Genomic DNA, 19584 nt, shown 5'->3' with positions numbered 1-19584 from the left:
CCGCTCACCCACCATTGAATCGCACGGACCGAACGATCGGTCGGCTCCGTGTTCCGACAGGAGCCCGAGGTCAGGGGGACCGGATGGCCACAGCAGCCGCGCACCGTACGGCCCGCACGGAGGCGTACGGCGGCGCCCAGCACACCGTCGACACGGCGGCCTACGAGAGCGCGTTCGACGCCGCCGTGGCCGCGGAGGAGCGCATCGAGCCCCGCGACTGGATGCCCGACGCCTATCGCGCGACGCTGGTCCGGCAGATAGCCCAGCACGCCCACTCCGAGATCATCGGCATGCAGCCGGAGGCCAACTGGATCACGCGCGCGCCTTCGCTGCGCCGCAAGGCCATCCTCATGGCCAAGGTCCAGGACGAGGCCGGCCACGGCCTCTACCTCTACAGCGCGGCCGAGACCCTCGGCACCAGCCGCGACGAACTGCTCGACAAGCTGCACAGCGGCCGCCAGAAGTACTCCTCGATCTTCAACTACCCCACGCTGACCTGGGCCGACGTCGGCGCGATCGGCTGGCTGGTGGACGGCGCCGCGATCACCAACCAGGTGCCGCTGTGCCGCTGCTCGTACGGACCGTACGCGCGCGCCATGGTCCGCATCTGCAAGGAGGAGTCCTTCCATCAGCGCCAGGGGTACGAGCTGCTGCTGACCCTCAGCAACGGCACCCCGGAGCAGCACGCCATGGCCCAGGACGCGGTGGACCGCTGGTGGTGGCCGTCGCTGATGATGTTCGGCCCGCCCGACGACGAGTCCCAGCACTCCGCGCAGTCGATGACCTGGAAGATCAAGCGCCACTCGAACGACGAGCTGCGCCAGCGCTTCGTCGACATCTGCGTCCCCCAGGCCGAGTCCCTCGGCCTCACGCTCCCCGACCCCGACCTGCGGTGGAACGAGGAGCAGGGGCACTACGACTTCGGCGCGATCGACTGGACGGAGTTCTGGGACGTCCTCAAGGGCAACGGCCCCTGCAACGAACAGCGCATCACCCAGCGCCGCCGGGCACACGACGAGGGCGCATGGGTACGGGAAGCGGCCGCGGCGTACGCGGCCAAGCACACGGCCGGGACAGGCACCGGCGCGGCAGGAGGAGCGCAGGCATGACGAACACCGACTGGCCCCTGTGGGAGGTCTTCGTGCGCTCCCGGCGCGGCCTCTCCCACACCCACGCCGGCAGCCTGCACGCCCCGGACGCGGAGCTCGCCCTGCGCAACGCCCGTGACCTGTACACCCGACGCGGCGAGGGCGTCTCGATCTGGGTCGTCCCCGCAGCCGCGATCACCGCGTCGTCGCCCGACGAGAAGGACCCGTTCTTCGAGCCGGCCGCCGACAAGCCCTACCGGCACCCGACCTTCTACGACATCCCGGAGGGGGTGAAGCACCTGTGACCGCCACCATGCCCACCACCACCGCCGCCGCACTGGCCCTCGGCGACGACGCCCTGGTGCTCTCCCACCGCCTGGGGGAGTGGGCCGGCCACGCCCCCGTCCTGGAGGAGGAGGTCGCCCTCGCCAACATCGCGCTGGACCTGCTCGGCCAGGCCCGGGTGCTGCTGTCGATGGCGGGCGACGAGGACGAGCTGGCCTACCTGCGCGAGGAACGGTCCTTCCGCAACCTCCAGCTGGTCGAGCAGCCGAACGGCGACTTCGCACACACCATCGCCCGCCAGCTGTACTTCTCCACCTACCAGCACCTGCTCTACGGCCAACTTGCTTCCGGGGACACGCCGTTCGCGCCGCTCGCCGCGAAGGCCGTCAAGGAGGTGGCGTACCACCGCGACCACGCCGAGCAGTGGACCCTGCGCCTCGGCGACGGCACGGACGTCAGCCACGAGCGGATGGCGCTGGCCTGCCAGGAACTCTGGCGCTTCACCGGCGAGATGTTCCAGCCGGTGGAAGGCCTGGACGTGGACCGGGCAGCCCTGGAAGCGGCGTGGCTGGAGTCGGTCGGGGACGTGCTGCGCCGGGCCACGCTGACGGTCCCCGAGGGACCGCGGACCGGGGCCTGGTCGGCCGGCGCCGGCCGACAGGGCCTGCACACCGAGCCGTTCGGCCGGATGCTCGCCGAGATGCAGCACCTGCACCGCAGTCACCCGGGGGCGACATGGTGACGACCACGGCCCCGACGCCCCTCGAAGCCGAGCTCCTCGAACTCGCCGGTTCGGTGCCCGACCCCGAGCTGCCCGTGCTCACCCTGGCGGAGCTGGGTGTACTGCGCGCGGTGCACGTCCGCGACACCAACACCGTTGAGGTCGACCTCACCCCCACCTACACCGGCTGCCCGGCGATCGAGGCGATGGCCCTGGACATCGAGCGGGTGCTGCACGAGCACGGCATACGGGACGTCACCGTGCGCACGGTACTCAGCCCCGCCTGGTCCACCGACGACATCACCGACGAAGGGCGGCGCAAGCTGCGGGAGTTCGGCATCGCTCCCCCGCGTACCCTGCACGAGTCCGGCCCCGTGCCGCTCACCCTCGGCACGACACGGACCCGCACCGACGAACCGGACCCGGTCCGCTGCCCGCACTGCGGATCGGCGGACACCGAACTGCTCAGCCGGTTCTCCTCGACCGCGTGCAAGGCGCTGCGGCGCTGCCTCCTGTGCCGCGAACCGTTCGACCACTTCAAGGAGTTGTGATGGCGCGCTTCCACCCGCTCCCGGTGGCCGCGGTCGACCGGATCACCGACGACTCCGTCGCCCTCACCTTCACCGTCCCCGCGGAGCTGCGCGAGGAGTACCGGCACGCGCCCGGCCAGCACCTCACCCTGCGCCGCCGGAGCGACGGTGCGGAGACTCGGCGGACGTACTCGATCTGCTCCGCGGCACCGGCGCCCGGTGGTGAAGGGCCGCAGATCCTGCGGGTCGGGGTGCGCCTGGTCGAGGGCGGCGCCTTCTCGACGTATGCGCTGAAGGAGGTCAACGTCGGTGACGAGCTGGACGTGATGACCCCGGCCGGGCGCTTCACCCTCGATCCCGCGCCCGGGCTGTACGCGGCGATCGTCGGCGGTAGCGGCATCACCCCGGTGCTGTCGATCGTCTCGACCCTGCTGGCGCGCGAGCCCGAGGCCAGATTCTGTCTGATACGGAGCGACCGGACGGCCGCGTCGACGATGTTCCTGGAGGAGGTCGCCGACCTGAAGGACCGCTATCCCGAGCGGCTTCAGCTGGTGACCGTGCTCTCCCGGGAGGAACAGCAGGCGGGCCTGCCGTCCGGGCGCCTGGACCGCGAGCGGCTGACGGAGCTGCTGCCCGCGCTGCTGCCGGTGGACGGCGTGGCGGGCTGGTTCCTGTGCGGTCCGTTCGGACTGGTGCAGGGCGCGGAATGGGCCCTGCGGGGACTCGGGGTCGACCGGTCCCGGATCCACGAGGAGATCTTCCATGTGGACGCCGGTGCGGCGCCCATGACCTCCCCCACGGCCCCCGCGCACAGCACCGTCACCGCTCGGCTCGACGGGCGCGGTGGGACCTGGCCCGTCCAGGACGGGGAGTCGCTGCTGGACACGGTCCTGCGCAACCGGTCCGACGCGCCCTACGCCTGCAAGGGCGGCGTGTGCGGCACGTGCCGGGCGTTCCTCGTCTCGGGCGAGGTCCGTATGGACCGCAACTTCGCGCTGGAGGCGGAGGAGACGGAAGCCGGATACGTACTGGCCTGCCAGTCTCACCCGGTGACGGAACAGGTGGAGCTGGACTTCGACCGCTGATGTCCGACGGGCGCACCCGAGCCCGCCCGGGAGCGGCGTCGGCCACCTGACAGACGCGGACGCGGCAGCCGGCTCCGCTCAGCGGGCGTAGCGCGGCAGCGGGCGGACGCGGCAGTGGCAGCGGCAGCGGCTCAGATGACCTGGCCCGGCTGCCCCTGCTCGGTGACGACGGGGCGCCCCGCGGCCTGCCAGACCTTCATGCCGCCCGTCGACGTTCACGGCGTCGAGGCCCTGCTGGAGCAGGTACATCGTGACCTGGGCCGAGCGGCCGCCGGAGCGGCAGATCACGTGCACCCGGCCGTCCTGCGGGGCGGCCTCGGTCAGCTCGCCGTACCGGGCCACGAACTCGCTCATGGGGATGTGCAGCGCCCCCGCGGCGTGACCCGCCTGCCACTCGTCGTCCTCGCGGACGTCCAGCAGGAAGTCGCCGTCCTTGAGGTCCGGGACCTCGACCGTGGGCACACCAGCTCCGAAGTTCATGGGCCCGACGCTACCCGACCGGCGGTCCCAGGCGGCTTGCGTGCCCCGGCGGGGCCCCGGCTAGCCCTGGGTCAGCAGTTCCGCCAGCTCCGCCTCGCGCTTGTACACGTCGGCCCGCAGCTTCTCTGCGATCTCGTCCAGGAGGCCGTCGGGGTCGTCGGGAGCCATGCGCAGCATCGACGCGATCGCGCTGTCCTCCAGCTCGCGGGCGATCAGCGTGAGGAGTTCCTTGCGCTGGGACAGCCATTCCAGGCGGGCGTAGAGCTCCTCGCTGCGGCTCGGGGGCTGCTCGGCGAGGACCGGGCCCGCGGCCCACTCCTCGACCAGTTCCCGCAGCTGGGCCTCGTCGCCGCGGCCGTAGGCGGCGTTGACGCGGGTGATGAACTCCTCACGCCGCTGCCGTTCCCGCTCCTCCTGCGCGAGGTCGGGGTGGGCCTTGCGGGCCAGCTCACGGTAGAGCCGGCGGGCCTCCTCGCTCGGGCGTACCCGCTGCGGGGGCCGGACCGCCTGGTCCGTGAGCATCGCGGTGGCCTCGGGGAACAGGCCATGGCCGTCCATCCAGCCGTGGAGCAGTTCCTCCACGCCGGGGATGGGCAGCACCCGGGCCCGCGCCTCCTCGGCGAGGCGGATGTCCTCGGGGTCGCCGGTGCGCGCCGCCCTGGCCTCGGCTATCTGGGCCTCCAGCTCTTCGAGCCGGGCGTACATCGGGCCGAGCTTCTGCTCGTGCAGCCGCGAGAAGTTCTCCACCTCGACGCGGAACGTCTCCACCGCGATCTCGAACTCGATCAGCGCCTGCTCTGCGGCCCGCACGGCCCGCTCCAGCCGCTCCTCGGGCCGCGGCTCCTGGGCCTGCTCAGCTTCGGGGGTCGTCACCCGACCAGCGTAGGCCACGGCTCCCCCGGCCGGTTCCGTGCTCTCGGACACCCACGGCCTTTTCGTCACACGCCCGTCTCCGCCGCGATGCGTCCCGAGTTCACCGCGGCGACCAGTTCCGCGTGGTCCGCCTCCGTACGGTCGGCGTACGTGACCGCGAACTCGGCTATCGCCTCGTCCAGTTCCTCGTTCTTGCCGCAGTAGCCGGCGATGAGCCGCGGATCGACGCCGTGGGAGTGGGCGCGGGCCAGGAGGGCGCCGGTCATACGGCCGTAGTCGTCGTGCTGGTCCGCGGCGAGGACGGCGGGGTCGACGCTGCCCTTGCGGTTGCGGAACTGCCGTACCTGGAAAGGCCGTCCGTCCACCGTCGTCCAGCCGAGCAGGATGTCGCTGACCACCTGCATGCGCTTCTGGCCCAGGACCACGCGCCGTCCCTCGTGGCCGACGGGCGCGGTCTCGAAGCCGGCCGTCGCCAGATGCGGCACCAGCGCCGACGGGCGTGCCTCCTTGACCTGGAGGACCAGAGGCTCGCCGCGGTGGTCCAGGAGCAGGACGACATACGACCGCGTGCCCACGCTGCCCGTGCCGACCACGCGGAACGCCACGTCGTGCACCGCGTGCCGGGCGAGCAGCGGGAGCCGGTCGCCGGGCAGGGTCGTGACGTACTGCTCCAGGGACGTCACCACCGCCGCCGCCTCCGCGTCGGGCACGCGGCGCAGCACCGGAGGCGCGTCCACGAAGCGGCGCCCGCCGTCCTCGGTGGCCTCGGTCGACCTGGCGGCGAAGCGCCCGCTGGTGTTGGCGCGCGCCTTCGCCGAGACCCGCTCCAGGGTCCCGAGCAGATCGTGGGCGTCGGCGTGCGAGACGAGTTCCTCGTCCGCGATGGCGTTCCAGGCGTCCAGGACCGGGAGTCTGGCGAGCAGGCGCATGGTGCGCCGGTAGGCGCCCACCGCGTCCCGCGCCGCCGCGCGGCAGGAGTCCTCGTCGGCCCCGGCCTCCCGGCCGGCCAGCACCAGGGAGGCGGCGAGCCGCTTGAGGTCCCACTCCCAGGGGCCGTGCACCGTCTCGTCGAAGTCATTCAGATCGATGACCAGATCACCGCGGGCGTCCCCGTACAGACCGAAGTTGGCCGCATGGGCGTCGCCGCATATCTGGGTACGGATCCCGGTCGTCGGGGTGCGGGCCAGGTCGAAGGCCATCAGGCCCGCCGAGCCGCGCAGGAAGGCGAAGGGAGAGGCGGCCATCCTGCCCACGCGTATCGGCGTGAGCCCGGCGATGCGGCCCCGGTTGGACTCCTCCACCGCGCTCACCGCGTCCGGCCGGGAGGCGTCGAGGTCGAAGATGCTGTGCGCACTGCGCGGGACGCTCGTCCGCAGCGCCTTGCCGTCCCGCTTCGTGGAACCGCCCTCGTGCGGCCAGGCGGCGAACCCGCGCGGCTGAGGCAGTCTGCGGCCGACCTCGGTGACCGGCCCCTGCGAAGCCTCCGCCGCCTTCGCCGTCTCCGTCACTCCCGCACCGGCTTCGGTCACCACGACCGCCTCCCCCGCTCACGCACCCGCACCCGCACCCGCACCCGCACCCGCACGAACATCAACTCGTGCCGACCGTACAGGCGGTGATCGAAACGCGTCAGACCCTGTGGACAACCCCGCGGTTGTGGACAGCGGACGCGCTGAGCTGCTGAGAGACTCATCACACTGCGATGCCGGGTCACATACCCCGCACATCCGACCACGGATACGCCAAAGGGCCCATCGTGATCACGATGGGCCCTTTGCCTCTGTGCGCGAGGGGGGAGTTGAACCCCCACGCCCTTGCGGGCACTGGAACCTGAATCCAGCGCGTCTGCCTATTCCGCCACCCGCGCATTGGGTGTGTCCTCCGGCTCCGTTCCTTTCGGTCCGGCGCCTTCCGACATCGAGAACATTAGCATGCCGGACGGGGTGGATTCACATCCCTTGCTTCCGGCCCCCTCACCACCCCCGACGACGCATCGGCCCAGGTGACCGCCCCTCCGGCCCCGCACGCCCCGGCCGGAACCCTGGCCATGACCCTGCCCACAGCCCCGTTCGGGAGCCCCCCGGACGCCGCCCCGGAGCCCGGCCGCAGGGACGCCGGGAATCGTTCACGTATCAACCTCGTACCGGTGACAGGCATCTCCCCGGGAGGCGGACCGGTACGGCCGCCGCGTGCGGGACACTGGTCCTCGCCCGCCTCTACGATCCTTGGCAGCAGGAGTTCGAAGGGGAGCCGCTGGGGGAACCGGCTGATTGCCTGGCGCGTGGATACGATCAGTAAGCAGTACGAGTAAGCAGCACCAGCAAGCAGTACCTGGCAGACCCGTACGGCCCGGCCGTACAGCACGGCAGCGGGCAGTACCGCAGAGCAGCAGTACGGCAACGACGGAGGAGGTGCCCCATGGGAGTCCTGAAGAAGTTCGAGCAACGTCTCGAAGGTCTGGTCAACGGCACCTTCGCCAAGGTGTTCAAGTCCGAGGTCCAGCCCGTCGAGATCGCCGGCGCGCTCCAGCGGGAGTGCGACAACAACGCGACGATCTGGAACCGCGACCGGACCGTCGTACCCAACGACTTCATCGTGGAGCTGAGCACGCCGGACCACGAGCGGCTCAGCCCCTACTCCGGCCAACTCGGCGACGAGCTCGCCGGCATGGTGCGCGACTACGCCAAGCAGCAGCGCTACACCTTCATGGGGCCGATCAAGGTCACCCTGCAGAAGGCCGAGGACCTGGACACCGGTCTGTACCGAGTGCGCAGCCGGACGCTCGCGTCCTCCAGCGACCAGCAGCAGGCCCCGCAGTCCGGCGCCCAGGGCGGCTACGGCTACCCGCCGCCGGGCCACGCCCGCGGGCGCACCCCCGATGCCCTCCGCGCCGCCCGCGCCCCCTGGCGCCCGGCCCGGCGGCTACGGCTACCCGCAGCCCTCCTCGCCGGCGTCCTCGAGCGCACCGCCGAGCGGCGGGCGCACGCGCCACTGGATCGAGATCAACGGCACCCGCCACCAGATCTCGCGTCCGACGCTGGTGCTGGGCCGCAGCACCGAGGCCGACGTGCGGATCGACGACCCCGGCGTCTCCCGCCGGCACTGCGAGATCCGGACCGGAACGCCCTCGACGATCCAGGATCTCGGATCCACCAACGGCATCGTGGTGGACGGACAGCACACCACCCGCGCTACGCTCCGCGACGGCTCGCGGATCGTCGTGGGCAGCACCACCATCATTTACCGGCAAGCCGAAGGGTGAAGCGGGGGCAATGTCAGAGCTGACCCTCACGGTCATGCGGCTGGGTTTCCTGGCCGTACTGTGGCTGTTCGTCATCGTGGCCGTGCAGGTCATCCGCAGCGACCTGTTCGGTACGCGCGTCACCCAGCGCGGTGCGCAGCGCAGCGCCCGCAGGGACGCGGGACGGCCGCAGCAGGCCGCACGCCAGCAGGCCGCGCCCCCGCAGCAGCGCGCTCAGCAGGGCGGCGGCCGCCGGGGCCGCAACGCCCCCACCAAGCTGGTCGTGAGCGAGGGCACCCTGACCGGCACCACCGTGGCGCTCCAGGGCCAGACCATCACCCTGGGCCGCGCGCACGACTCCACGATCGTGCTGGACGACGACTACGCCTCCAGCCGCCATGCCAGGATCTACCCCGACCGCGACGGCCAGTGGATCGTCGAGGATCTCGGGTCCACCAATGGCACGTACCTGGACCGGTCCCGGCTGACGACCCCTCAGCCGATCCCGCTGGGAGCGCCGATCCGCATCGGCAAGACCGTCATCGAGCTGCGGAAGTAGTACGACAATGAGCGAGCGGAGCGAGCACGCAGGGGCGGACCGCACAGTGGTCGCCGGCGCGCTCCCGACCGGAGGGTGGGCAGTGTGGCTCGACACGACCGGCTGTACCCGGAGCCGACAGGCGAGGTGCGCATGAGTCTGTCACTGCGCTTCGCCGCCGGATCGCACGTCGGAATGATCCGGGAACATAACGAGGACTCCGGTTACGCCGGTCCGCGGCTGCTCGCCATCGCCGACGGCATGGGCGGACAGGCGGCCGGCGAGGTCGCCTCCTCCGAGGTGATCTCCGCACTGGTCACGCTCGACGACGACGTGCCCGGGTCCGACATCCTCACCTCCCTCGGCGTCGCCGTGCAGGGCGCCAACGACCAGCTGCGCGCCATGGTCGAGGAGGACCCGCAGCTCGAGGGCATGGGCACGACCCTGACCGCCCTGCTGTGGACCGGACAGCGCCTCGGCCTCGTCCACGTCGGCGACTCGCGCGCGTACCTGCTGCGCGACGGCGTCCTCAGCCAGATCACGCAGGACCACACCTGGGTGCAGCGCCTGGTCGACGAAGGCCGGATCACCGAGGAAGAGGCCACCACCCACCCGCAGCGCTCGCTGCTGATGCGGGCACTGGGCAGCGGCGACCACGTCGAGCCCGACCTGTCCATCCGCGAGGTCCGGGCCGGCGACCGCTATCTGATCTGCTCCGACGGACTGTCCGGCGTCGTCTCCCACCAGACGATGGAAGAGGCCCTCGCCAGCTACCAGGGCCCCCAGGAGACCGTGCAGGAGCTGATCCAGCTCGCGCTGCGCGGCGGCGGCCCCGACAACATCACCGTCATCGTCGCCGACGTCCTCGACCTGGACACCGGGGACACCTTCAACGCGCAGCTCTCCGACACCCCCGTGGTGGTCGGCGCGGTCGCGGAGAACCAGCTCCACCCGCACGACAACGGCATCATGCAGACCCCGGCCGGACGCGCCGCGAACCTCGGCCGCCGAGGCCGCGCGAGCGGCGGCGAGTACGGCGGACCGGGCAACGACGACACCGGCTACACGCCCGACGGCGGCTACGGCGACGACGACTTCGTCAAGCCGCGCCGGGGCCGCAAGTGGCTCAAGCGGACCTTCTTCAGCGCCCTCGCCCTCGGTGTCATCGGCGGCGGTCTGTACGGCGGTTACCGCTGGACGCAGACGCAGTACTACGTCGGCGCCAAGAGCGAGCACGTCGCCCTCTACCGCGGTATCAGCCAGGACCTCGCCTGGGTCTCGCTGTCGAACGTGGAGAAGGACCACCCCGAGATCGAACTCAAGTACCTGCCGCCCTATCAGCAGAAGCAGGTCAAGGCGACGATCACGCAGGGCGGCCTGCCCGACGCCGAGTCGAAGATCCAGGAGCTGTCCGTGCAGGCCTCCGCCTGCAAGAAGGAGACGCAGCGTCAGGCCGCCGCGAAGCAGAACGACGCGAAGGCGCAGGGCCAGGTCGGGGACACCACGGGAACCAACCGTGCCTCCTATTCGTCCAAGGCATCACCGACGCCGAACCCGTCGGGCTCGGCAACGTCCCCGTCGAAGTCTCCGTCCACGACCCCGTCCGCGACCGCCACCAACCCCAGCCCCGGCCCCACCCTCTCGGAGGATGAGCAGAAGGTCGTCTCGCTGTGCGGTAAGCAGTAGGCAAGCCGTGAGAGGCCCCGTCACACGATGAGCAGTACTACCAACACGTCGACGCACCACACGTCCACGATCGGCTCCATCGGCGCGCCGAGCCGCCGCAACACCGAGCTCGCGCTCCTGGTGTTCGCAGTGGCCATCCCGGTGTTCGCCTACGCCAACGTGGGCCTGGCCATCAGCGGCCAGGTGCCTACCGGCCTGCTGGGCTACGGCCTGGGCCTCGGCCTGCTGGCCGGCGTCGCCCATCTCGTCGTACGGAAGTTCGCGCCGTACGCGGACCCGCTGCTGCTGCCGCTGGCCACGCTGCTCAACGGCCTCGGCCTGGTCTGCATCTGGCGGCTCGACCAGTCGAAGCTGCTGCAGTCCATCGGCCAGGCCGGCGGCAAGGCGACCAACCAGCTCGTCTACACCGCACTGGGCATCACGCTGTTCGTCGTCGTGCTGATCTTCCTCAAGGATCACCGCACCCTGCAGCGCTACACCTACATCTCCATGGCCGGAGCGCTGTTCCTCCTGCTGCTCCCGCTGGTCCCCGGCCTCGGCGCCAACGTCTACGGCGCCAAGATCTGGATCCAGGTCGGCAGCTTCACCATCCAGCCCGGTGAGTTCGCCAAGATCGTGCTCGCGATCTTCTTCGCCGGCTACCTGATGGTGAAGCGCGACGCACTGGCCCTGGCCAGCCGCCGCTTCATGGGTCTCTACCTGCCTCGCGGCCGCGACCTCGGACCGATCATCGTCGTGTGGATGATCTCGATCCTCATCCTCGTCTTCGAGACCGACCTCGGTACGTCGCTGCTGTTCTTCGGCATGTTCGTGATCATGCTGTACGTCGCCACCGAGCGGACCAGCTGGATCGTCTTCGGTCTGCTGATGTCCGCGATCGGCGCGGTCGGCGTGGCGAGCTTCGAACCGCACGTCCAGCAGCGCGTCCAGGCTTGGGCCGACCCGATGAAGGAGTACACGCTCAGCCGCCAGGGCGTCGCCGGCCACTCCGAGCAGGCCATGCAGGCCCTGTGGGCGTTCGGCTCCGGCGGCACCCTCGGCACCGGCTGGGGCCAGGGCCACTCCGAGCAGATCCGGTTCGCCGCCAACTCCGACTTCATCCTCGCCACCTTCGGCGAAGAGCTCGGCCTGGCCGGTCTCATGGCCATCCTGCTGGTCTACGGCCTGATCGTGGAGCGCGGCGCGCGCACCGCCCTCGCCGCCCGCGACCCGTTCGGCAAGCTGCTGGCCATGGGTCTCTCCGGCGCCTTCGCCCTCCAGGTCTTCGTCGTGGCCGGCGGTGTGATGGGCCTCATCCCGCTGACCGGTATGACGATGCCGTTCCTCGCGTACGGTGGCTCGTCCGTCATCGCCAACTGGGCCCTCATCGGCATCCTGATCCGCATCAGCGACACCGCCCGCCGCCCGGCCCCGGCCCCCGCCTCGAACCCCGACGCCGAGATGACCCAGGTGGTCCGCCCGTGAACAAGCCCCTGCGCCGGATCGCGATCTTCTGTGGTCTCCTGATCCTCGCCCTGCTCATCCGCGACAACTGGCTCCAGTACGTCAAGGCCGACAGCCTCCGCGAGGACAAGAACAACCGCCGGGTGACCATCGCCCGCTACTCCACCCCGCGCGGCGACATCATCGTCGACGGCAACCCGATCACCGGGTCCACCGCGACGAGCAAGACCGGTCTGAACGACCTGAAGTACAAGCGCACGTACAAGAACGGGGCGATGTGGGCGCCGGTCACCGGGTACGCCTCCCAGGCCTTCGACGCCAACCAGCTGGAGAAGCTCGAGGACGGCATCCTCACCGGCGACGACGACCGGCTCTTCTTCCGCAACACCCTGGACATGGTCACGGGCAAGCCGAAGCAGGGCGGCAACGTCGTCACCACCCTCAACGGGGCGGCACAGAAGGCCGCTTACACGGGCCTGAAGAACATCGGCGCCAAGGGTGCCGCCGTCGCCATCGAGCCGTCCACCGGCAAGATCCTGGCGCTGGCCTCCTACCCGTCGTACGACCCGTCCTCCTTCGCCGGCGCCCTGGACGAGGACGACAAGGCGTGGAAGAACCTGCAGAAGAAGAACAACCTCAGTGACCCGATGCTGAACCGGGCACTGCGCGAGACCTACCCGCCGGGCTCCACCTTCAAGGTGGTCACGGCCGCGGCCGCGCTGGAGAACGGGCTGTACAACTCGGCGGACGAGAAGACCGACTCTCCGCTGCCCTGGACCATGCCGGGCACGACCAGGCCGCTGAACAACGAGGGCAACATCCCCTGCGAGAACGCCACCATGCGTGAGGCGCTGCGGGTTTCCTGCAACACCGTCTTCGGCAAGATCGGCGCCGACCTCGGCAACGACAAGATGCTGAAGGAAGCCAAGAAATTCGGCTTCGACGCCGAGCAGTTCACCCCGGTCCGCGCCAACGCCTCGGTGTTCGCCGACAAGATGGCCCCGTCGGAGACCGCACTGTCCTCGATCGGCCAGTTCAACACCGCGGCGACTCCGCTGCAGATGGCCATGGTCGCCTCGGCCGTCGCCAACGACGGCAAGCTGATGAAGCCGTACATGGTCGACAAGCTCCAGTCGTCGAACCTCGACACCGTCGAGCAGACCGACCCGGAGGAGCTCAGCCGCCCGCTGTCCTCCGGCAACGCGCAGATCCTGCAGTCGATGATGGAGACCGTCGTCAAGGACGGCACGGGCAAGAACGCGCAGATCCCGGGCGTCACGGTCGGCGGCAAGACCGGTACCGCCCAGCACGGCGTGGCGAACAGCAAGAACCCGTACGCCTGGTTCATCTCCTATGCCAAGCTGCCCGACCACAGCTCGCCGGTCGCCGTGGCGGTCGTCGTCGAGGACGACAACGCCAACCGCGGCGACATCTCCGGCGGCGGCCTCGCCGCCCCCATCGCGAAGAACGTCATGGAGGCGGTCATCAACTCCAAGAAGTGAGCCCGATCACGTCACCTTCACATCGGTGCACGTTGCGGTACCGGTCCTGTATCGGGTTGCGGGCTTGGCCAGGTCACACAAACAGAGCCGGGTACGGTAGGCCCGGACGGCAGCCTCCGGTCGCACACCTCCGTGCCGGCCGGGACCGACGGAGAGGGCTGGTAGGGAACTATGGAAGAGCCGCGTCGCCTCGGCGGCCGGTACGAACTGGGCCACGTGCTCGGCCGCGGTGGCATGGCGGAGGTCTACCTCGCGCATGACACCCGCCTCGGCCGCACGGTTGCGGTGAAGACGCTGCGCGCGGATCTCGCGCGCGACCCGTCCTTCCAGGCCCGGTTCCGCCGGGAGGCCCAGTCGGCCGCCTCGCTCAACCATCCCGCGATCGTCGCGGTCTACGACACGGGCGAGGACTACATCGACGGGGTCTCGATCCCGTACATCGTGATGGAGTACGTCGACGGCTCCACGCTCCGTGAGCTTCTGCACAGCGGCCGCAAGCTGCTGCCCGAGCGCTCGATGGAAATGACCATCGGCATCCTGCAGGGCCTGGAGTACGCCCACCGCAACGGCATCGTCCACCGCGACATCAAGCCGGCCAACGTGATGCTCACGCGCAACGGCCAGGTCAAGGTGATGGACTTCGGCATCGCCCGGGCCATGGGCGACTCCGGCATGACGATGACGCAGACCGCGGCCGTCATCGGCACCGCCCAGTACCTCTCTCCGGAGCAGGCGAAGGGCGAGCAGGTCGACGCCCGGTCCGACCTCTACTCCGCCGGCTGCCTGCTGTACGAGCTGCTGACGGTACGGCCGCCCTTCGTCGGCGACTCCCCGGTGGCCGTGGCCTACCAGCACGTCCGCGAGGAGCCGCAGGCGCCGAGCGTCTTCGACCCCGAGATCACGCCCGAGATGGACGCCATCGTCCTGAAGGCACTGGTCAAGGACCCGAACTACCGCTACCAGTCCGCCGACGAGATGCGCCAGGACATCGAGGCCTGCCTCGACGGCCAGCCGGTCGGCGCCACGGCGGCCATGGGCTCGGTCGGCTACGGCGGCTACCCGAACGACCAGCCGACGACCGCGCTGCGTGCGGACGGCGGCCCGGGCGGGGGCGCTGCCACCACGGTGCTTCCCCCGGCGAACCCGGACGACGGCGGCTTCGGCTACGACGACCGCCCCGCCCGCCGCCGCCAGCAGCAGAAGTCCAACACCTCGACGATCCTCCTCGTGGTCGCGGGCGTCCTGGTGCTGATCGGCGCGATCCTGATCGGGAAGTACGCCTTCACCGGCAAGGGAATCGGTGACGACACGCTGCCCACGCCGAACTTCGTCGGGCAGACCCAGGCGACGGCCAAGAAACAGGCCGAGAACGTCGACCTGAAGCTGGATCTGAGCCGCAAGCCCTGCGACGACCAGCCCAAGGGCAACATCTGCTCGCAGAACCCGAAGGCCGATACCACCATCCACAAGGGCGAGACAGTGACCCTGGTGGTCTCGACGGGCGCGCCCAAGGTCGACGTCCCCGACGTGAGCGGCCTCGCCTTCGCCGACGCGGAGTCGACGCTGAAGAAGAAGGGCTTCGAGGTCGAGAAGCAGGCCCAGGAGTCCACCGAGACCCCGGACACCGTGCTCGCCCAGAACCCCAAGGCCGGTGCGTCGCGGCAGAAGGGCTCCACGGTCGTCGTGACCGTCGCGAAGGCGACGGCCCAGGTCACCGTGCCGGACCTGACGGGCAAGACGCCCGACGAGGCGAACAGCCTGCTTCAGGCCAAGGGCCTGGTCCTGGGAGCCCAGGAGCAGGCGGAGTCCGCGGCCCAGCCCGAGGGCAAGATCTTCGAGCAGAGCTTCGCGCCCGGCTCCGACGTCGACCGTGGCACCACGGTCAACATCAAGATCGCCAAGGCGCCGCAGGCCCCGGTGGCGATGCCGAAGGTGACCGGGATGACGGTCGGCCAGGCCAAGCAGGTCCTCGCGGGTGCCAACCTGCAGATCGGCAAGATCGCCGGCCCGGGCGACAAGGACGACAACGCCGTCGTGTTCGGCAGCAATCCGCCGGAGGGCCAGCCGGTCAAGCCCGGTCAGAAGGTTGACCTCATCACCGCTCCCAACGGGCAGAACGGCAACGGCGGCGGAGGCCTCTTCGGCTGACGTCAGGCACATACGGGTGGGCCCCTGCCGGACATTCCGGTAGGGGCCCACTTGTCTCTCCGGCACCGCGTCCTGCAGTAGCACGCCGGTTCCTGTGTCGATCGTGTCTTCACATGTGCCGACTCGTTGATCGGGTGGGGCGGGGAATCGGATCAGCACTCTGCCCTGGCCATACGGCCACGAGACGAGTGAAAGGGCAGAAGATGATCGACCAAACGGCTCTGCTGGAGTCCAAGGCCCTGCGCGACAGCGTGCTGGACCGCACCGACGTACTCGACCGCGTGAAGGCACTGTCGCTGCTTCCGGACGGGATGCATGTGACGACGGCGATGGTGGCGGCGTACTTCGAGGTCGCTGAAACAGTGATCAACAACCTGCTGAGTCGTCATAGGCAGGAGCTGGAGTCCAACGGATTGCACGTGCTGCGCGGCCCTGACCTGCAGCAATTTAAGGAACTCAACTTGAGTTCCTATCCCGGCAGTTATCCACAGCCCCGTTCCAGCCTTGCCCTTTGGTCGCGTCGAGCCGTCCTCAACGTCGCCATGCTCCTGCGGGACAGCGAAGTAGCCCGTCAGGTGCGCACGTACCTCCTCGACATGGAGTACCTGGCACGCACACAACCTGTGGAAAACTCCACCCGGCCGAACCCCGTGTCCCTCGACGACCGAATCGACCAGCGCATCACCCACATCCTCGGCAAGACAGTCGTCCCCATGTTCAACGCGCTCAACGAAACCTCGGGCGAACACCGCAGGGAGCTCATCGCGCTCCGCACAGGTGTCCAGCACATCGAGCGGCGGCTCCAGCAACACCACGCCCGGCTACGGAGGCTGGAGAGCCCGCGAAAGGAACGCCCGCTGGCCGGTGTCATGGCCGCCATGGACGCCTCGCTTCACGCCCGACGCCCTGAGCATCGCCACCGAAGCCGGCATCACCGCCGTACACCGTGGCTTGCTGGAGGAGTGGAGCGCGGGGGGCGTCCTGAGCGTCCTGAAGTAGGACCCCTCCGCACGGAAAGGCCCGAAGCCGCAAAAGATGGTTGCGGCTTCGGGCCTCCGTCATGTTAGGCGACTGGGTTCCCCTTAGGAACTCAGTCAGCCACGCAACTCCTTCGGCGGCGTCCGCTCGCTGTCGACCTTCTCCACTCGCTCCAGCTCGCCCCACACCACGTACCGGAACCGGGACGTGTACACCGGCGTACAGGTCGTCAGCGTGATGTAGCGGCCCGGCTTCTTCCTGCCGGACTCCTTCGGGATCGGGGCGACGACCTTGACGTTGTACTTCGAGGTCTCCGGGAGGATGCCGTAGACCTTGTAGACGTACCACTTGTCCTTCGTCTCGAAGACGACCGGGTCGCCCTTCCTCACCTTGTCGATGTTGTGGAACTTGGCGCCGTGCCCGTCGCGGTGGGCAGCCAGGGTGAAGTTGCCCTTCTTGCCGGCCATCGGGAGCGTGGCCTTCATCGGCTCGGTGTAGTAGCCGGCCACGCCCTCGTTCAGGACCTCGGTCGACGTGCCCTTCGCGACCAGGACCTCGCCGTTGTGCATCGAGGGAACGTGCAGGAAGCCGATGCCGTTCTTGGTGTCCAGCGCGCCGGGACCGGTGTCCTTGGTCGCCCAGCCGTCGCGGACCTTGTCGGCCTGCTTGTGCGCCGTGCGGTCGGCGACGACGTTCGTCCACCACAGGGAGTAGACGACGAACAGGCCGAGCACCAGGCCCGCCGTGATGAGGAGTTCACCGAAGACGCTGATCGCCGTGGCGACCCGGCCGGTGCCCCAGGGGCGCGGGCCGGACGCCGGGGAATCCGCTCCCGTGTGCTCTGCGGTGTCGTCCGCGGTCGCTGCCACTGTTCATCTGCCCTTACTCGACGAGCGCATCCGGCTTGCCCTTGCTGCGCGACCGTTCCTCGACCATCTTGCCCCAGACGATCAACCGGTACTTGCTGGTGAACTCCGGCGTGCACGTGGTCAGGGTGATGTACCGGCCGGGCCCGGTGAAGCCCGACCCCCTGGGGACCGCGTCCAGCACGCTCGTGTTGCTCGGCTGCGTCACCGGAAGCATCGACGTCACCTTGTACACGAAGTACTTGCTCTGCGTCTCGACCACGACGTCGTCACCGGACTGGAGACGGTTGATGTAGCGGAACGGTTCGCCGTGCGTGTTGCGGTGGGCCGCCAGGCCGAAGTTGCCCGTCTTCGCATCCGGCATGGCCGTCTTCAGCGGGGCCTCGCCGTAGTGCCCGACCATCCCCTTGTCGAGCACCCTCTTGTTGCTGACGCCCTCGGCGATCGGCACCACCACGTCCAGCTTGGGGATGTGCAGGATGGCGAACCCCTGCCCCGGCTCGAACGACCCCGGCGCCCGCTTGCCGCTCGCCCAGTCGTTCTGGAGCGTGCTCGTCTCGTCGCCGGCCTGGGCGTGCGCCCGGACGTTGGTCCACCACAGCTGGTAGGTGACGAACAGCAGCATCAGCACACCAGTGGTGATGAACACCTCGCCGATCGCCCGGCTCGCGACGACCGACGGGCTCGGCTTGCGCAGCCGCGCCTGACGCCGGGCCTCCACTCGGGACAGCGGTCCCTGCGACACCGACTCCTCCGCCGACGCCGACGCCTGCGACATCTCGCGTCCGCCGCCGTGCCGCCCACCGCGCCGCTTGGCGGCCTTTCTGCGGGCCGCACGGCCACCCGCCGCAGCCGGGCCGGAGGAGACGCCGGACGAGGCCCCAGAGGCCGATGCGGACGCTCCCGCGGCGGACGCCGTGTCGGAGAGCCGCAGCGCCACCGTCTCCGGGTCGCGGGGAGGCTCGTACGGGACCTCGCCGGGTTCGAGCGGAACCTCGGCGGGCGGCTGCTGATACGGGGCCGTGGGGTGCTCGTACCGGGCCGCGGGATGCTCGTACGGCTGCTCGTACGGCGTCTGCGGGTAGCCCCCGGGGTGTCCTGTCCCGGGGTGCCCCGCCGGGAAGCCGCCGCCGTGCCCCTCCTGATATCCCCGGGGATACCCCTCCTGGTACGTGCCCTCGCCGTACCACTCCCCGCCGAGCGCGCCGGATGCCTCGTACGACTGATCCCCGTACGAGGCATCGGTCTCGGGCTCCGGGCGCAGCGCGGTCACGCCGTGGCCCTGCCCACCACTGGGGCGAGCCCCACCGACCTCGCCACCGCGTCCTGGTCCCCGCACTCCACCAGCCAGTTGGCCAGCATCCGGTGCCCGTGCTCGGTCAGCACCGACTCCGGATGGAACTGCACGCCCTCGACGGGCAGTTCACGGTGGCGCAGGCCCATGATGATGCCGTCGTGCGTACGGGCCGTGACCTCCAGCTCCGGCGGAACCGTCGCCGGCTCGGCGGCCAGGGAGTGGTACCGGGTCGCGGTGAAGGGGGAGGGAAGTCCGGCGAAGACGCCCTTGTCGGTGTGCTCGACCAACGAGGTCTTGCCGTGGAGCAGTTCGGGCGCGCGGTCCACCACCCCGCCGTACGCCACCTGCATCGACTGCATGCCGAGGCAGACGCCGAAGACCGGGACGCCGGTGGCGGCGCAGTGGCGCACCATCTCGACGCAGACACCGGCCTGTTCGGGGGTGCCGGGGCCCGGCGACAGCAGCACGCCGTCAAAGCCGTCCTGAGCGTGCGCCGTCGACACCTCGTCGTTGCGCAGCACCTCGCACTCGGCGCCCAGCTGGTACAGGTACTGGACCAGGTTGAAGACGAAGCTGTCGTAGTTGTCGACGACGAGAATCCGCGCACTCACTGGTTGTCCACCGTCACATCGTTGAAGGGCAGCAGCGGCTCGGCCCAGGGAAAGACGTACTGGAAGAGGACGTAGACCACGGCCACGATCAGAACGAGGGAGATCAGTGCCCTCAGCCACACGTTGCCCGGCAGATGCCGCCAGATCCAGCCGTACATGCCGTCCCTTCCGTCGCGCCACGGCACCAGACTCACGCCGTACGGCACCAGACT

17 protein-coding genes, 1 tRNA gene and 2 pseudogenes are annotated in these 19584 nt (G+C 69.8%); 12 read left to right on the top strand and 8 right to left on the bottom strand.

The features are described from left to right. Nucleotides 1–83 precede the first annotated feature (83 nt). Genes paaA through QFZ74_RS15900 form a run of 5 tightly spaced genes read left to right on the top strand, consistent with a single transcriptional unit; the run spans nt 84 to nt 3709 of the window. Nucleotides 84–1109, top strand: coding sequence for a 1,2-phenylacetyl-CoA epoxidase subunit PaaA (gene paaA, locus QFZ74_RS15920; RefSeq protein WP_307621462.1), 1026 nt, complete (start codon nt 84–86; stop codon nt 1107–1109). Then, nucleotides 1106–1393, top strand: coding sequence for a 1,2-phenylacetyl-CoA epoxidase subunit PaaB (gene paaB / locus QFZ74_RS15915; RefSeq protein WP_307621461.1), 288 nt, complete (start codon nt 1106–1108; stop codon nt 1391–1393). Before paaA ends, paaB begins: the two co-directional genes overlap by 4 nt. A gap of 8 nt (nt 1394–1401) precedes the next feature. After that, nucleotides 1402–2115 (top strand): 1,2-phenylacetyl-CoA epoxidase subunit PaaC, encoded by a 714-nt coding sequence (gene paaC, locus QFZ74_RS15910; protein ID WP_307624170.1) that lies wholly within the window; start codon nt 1402–1404, stop codon nt 2113–2115. Beyond that, the gene (gene paaD, locus QFZ74_RS15905; protein ID WP_307621460.1) at nt 2109–2645 is read left to right on the top strand and encodes a 1,2-phenylacetyl-CoA epoxidase subunit PaaD; all 537 of its coding nucleotides are present in this window, start codon (nt 2109–2111) and stop codon (nt 2643–2645) included. The genes paaC and paaD overlap by 7 nt, the downstream gene beginning before the upstream one ends. Beyond that, entirely contained in the window at nt 2645–3709 is a 1065-nt protein-coding gene (locus QFZ74_RS15900) for a 2Fe-2S iron-sulfur cluster-binding protein (protein WP_307621459.1), read from the top strand. The genes paaD and QFZ74_RS15900 overlap by 1 nt, the downstream gene beginning before the upstream one ends. Before the next feature lie 131 nt (nt 3710–3840). Here QFZ74_RS15900 and QFZ74_RS15895 read toward each other — a convergent pair. From QFZ74_RS15895 to QFZ74_RS15880, 4 genes and pseudogenes are all read right to left on the bottom strand, one after another. Next, nucleotides 3841–4171 (bottom strand): annotated as a pseudogene (locus QFZ74_RS15895) (rhodanese-like domain-containing protein). A 78-nt stretch (nt 4172–4249) separates the two neighbouring features. After that, a complete protein-coding gene (locus QFZ74_RS15890; RefSeq protein WP_307621458.1) occupies nt 4250–5062 on the bottom strand; it encodes a hypothetical protein in 813 nt (270 codons plus the stop codon). Between the two features lie 65 nt (nt 5063–5127). Beyond that, a complete protein-coding gene (locus tag QFZ74_RS15885) occupies nt 5128–6570 on the bottom strand; it encodes a DUF2252 domain-containing protein (protein WP_307624169.1) in 1443 nt (480 codons plus the stop codon). Between the two features lie 275 nt (nt 6571–6845). Next, nucleotides 6846–6929, bottom strand: a tRNA-Leu gene (locus QFZ74_RS15880). A gap of 551 nt (nt 6930–7480) precedes the next feature. Between QFZ74_RS15880 and QFZ74_RS15875 the strand changes: the two are divergent. The 7 genes and pseudogenes from QFZ74_RS15875 (at nt 7481) to QFZ74_RS15845 (ending at nt 16687) form a co-directional block, all read left to right on the top strand. Continuing rightward, nucleotides 7481–8324, top strand: a pseudogene (locus tag QFZ74_RS15875) (FhaA domain-containing protein). 10 nt (nt 8325–8334) lie between these two features. Next, entirely contained in the window at nt 8335–8862 is a 528-nt protein-coding gene (locus QFZ74_RS15870) for an FHA domain-containing protein (RefSeq protein WP_307621457.1), read from the top strand. A 132-nt stretch (nt 8863–8994) separates the two neighbouring features. After that, nucleotides 8995–10527: a Stp1/IreP family PP2C-type Ser/Thr phosphatase gene (locus QFZ74_RS15865; protein ID WP_307621456.1), complete on the top strand. Its 1533-nt coding sequence runs from the start codon at nt 8995–8997 to the stop codon at nt 10525–10527. Nucleotides 10528–10554: 27 nt separating this feature from the next. After that, nucleotides 10555–11991 (top strand): FtsW/RodA/SpoVE family cell cycle protein, encoded by a 1437-nt coding sequence (locus QFZ74_RS15860; RefSeq protein WP_307621455.1) that lies wholly within the window; start codon nt 10555–10557, stop codon nt 11989–11991. Further along, nucleotides 11988–13472: a penicillin-binding protein 2 gene (locus QFZ74_RS15855; RefSeq protein ID WP_307621454.1), complete on the top strand. Its 1485-nt coding sequence runs from the start codon at nt 11988–11990 to the stop codon at nt 13470–13472. Before QFZ74_RS15860 ends, QFZ74_RS15855 begins: the two co-directional genes overlap by 4 nt. A gap of 171 nt (nt 13473–13643) precedes the next feature. Beyond that, nucleotides 13644–15620, top strand: a complete 1977-nt coding sequence (gene pknB / locus QFZ74_RS15850) for a Stk1 family PASTA domain-containing Ser/Thr kinase (RefSeq protein ID WP_307621453.1) — start codon at nt 13644–13646, stop codon at nt 15618–15620. Nucleotides 15621–15823: 203 nt separating this feature from the next. Next, nucleotides 15824–16687 (top strand): restriction endonuclease, encoded by an 864-nt coding sequence (locus QFZ74_RS15845; RefSeq protein WP_307621452.1) that lies wholly within the window; start codon nt 15824–15826, stop codon nt 16685–16687. A 27-nt stretch (nt 16688–16714) separates the two neighbouring features. Here the strand turns inward: QFZ74_RS15845 and QFZ74_RS15840 are convergent, their stop codons facing one another. From QFZ74_RS15840 to QFZ74_RS15825, 4 genes are read right to left on the bottom strand one after another with little or no spacing between them, the layout of a single operon-like run. Continuing rightward, complete coding sequence (locus tag QFZ74_RS15840; RefSeq protein WP_307621451.1) at nt 16715–17467, bottom strand: class E sortase; 753 nt, start codon at nt 17465–17467, stop codon at nt 16715–16717. A gap of 13 nt (nt 17468–17480) precedes the next feature. Continuing rightward, nucleotides 17481–18737, bottom strand: a complete 1257-nt coding sequence (locus QFZ74_RS15835; protein ID WP_307621450.1) for a class E sortase — start codon at nt 18735–18737, stop codon at nt 17481–17483. After that, entirely contained in the window at nt 18734–19372 is a 639-nt protein-coding gene (locus QFZ74_RS15830; protein WP_307621449.1) for an aminodeoxychorismate/anthranilate synthase component II, read from the bottom strand. The genes QFZ74_RS15835 and QFZ74_RS15830 overlap by 4 nt, the downstream gene beginning before the upstream one ends. Beyond that, a complete protein-coding gene (locus QFZ74_RS15825; protein WP_307624330.1) occupies nt 19369–19566 on the bottom strand; it encodes a hypothetical protein in 198 nt (65 codons plus the stop codon). The genes QFZ74_RS15830 and QFZ74_RS15825 overlap by 4 nt, the downstream gene beginning before the upstream one ends. Nucleotides 19567–19584: the final 18 nt, after the last annotated feature.

Origin of the sequence: Streptomyces sp. V3I7, from assembly GCF_030817495.1 — a bacterium.
GTDB lineage: Bacteria > Actinomycetota > Actinomycetes > Streptomycetales > Streptomycetaceae > Streptomyces.
This window is presented reverse-complemented; position numbering and strand designations above follow the sequence as displayed.

Bases quoted from the DNA above. Each gene is read 5' to 3' on its own strand.
- paaA (WP_307621462.1), top strand. From the start codon at position 84: ATGGCCACAGCAGCCGCGCACCGTACGGCCCGCACGGAGGCGTACGGC.
- paaB (WP_307621461.1), top strand. From the start codon at position 1,106: ATGACGAACACCGACTGGCCCCTGTGGGAGGTCTTCGTGCGCTCCCGG.
- paaC (WP_307624170.1), top strand. From the start codon at position 1,402: ATGCCCACCACCACCGCCGCCGCACTGGCCCTCGGCGACGACGCCCTG.
- paaD (WP_307621460.1), top strand. From the start codon at position 2,109: ATGGTGACGACCACGGCCCCGACGCCCCTCGAAGCCGAGCTCCTCGAA.
- QFZ74_RS15900 (WP_307621459.1), top strand. From the start codon at position 2,645: ATGGCGCGCTTCCACCCGCTCCCGGTGGCCGCGGTCGACCGGATCACC.
- QFZ74_RS15870 (WP_307621457.1), top strand. From the start codon at position 8,335: ATGTCAGAGCTGACCCTCACGGTCATGCGGCTGGGTTTCCTGGCCGTA.
- QFZ74_RS15865 (WP_307621456.1), top strand. From the start codon at position 8,995: ATGAGTCTGTCACTGCGCTTCGCCGCCGGATCGCACGTCGGAATGATC.
- QFZ74_RS15860 (WP_307621455.1), top strand. From the start codon at position 10,555: ATGAGCAGTACTACCAACACGTCGACGCACCACACGTCCACGATCGGC.
- pknB (WP_307621453.1), top strand. From the start codon at position 13,644: ATGGAAGAGCCGCGTCGCCTCGGCGGCCGGTACGAACTGGGCCACGTG.
- QFZ74_RS15845 (WP_307621452.1), top strand. From the start codon at position 15,824: ATGATCGACCAAACGGCTCTGCTGGAGTCCAAGGCCCTGCGCGACAGC.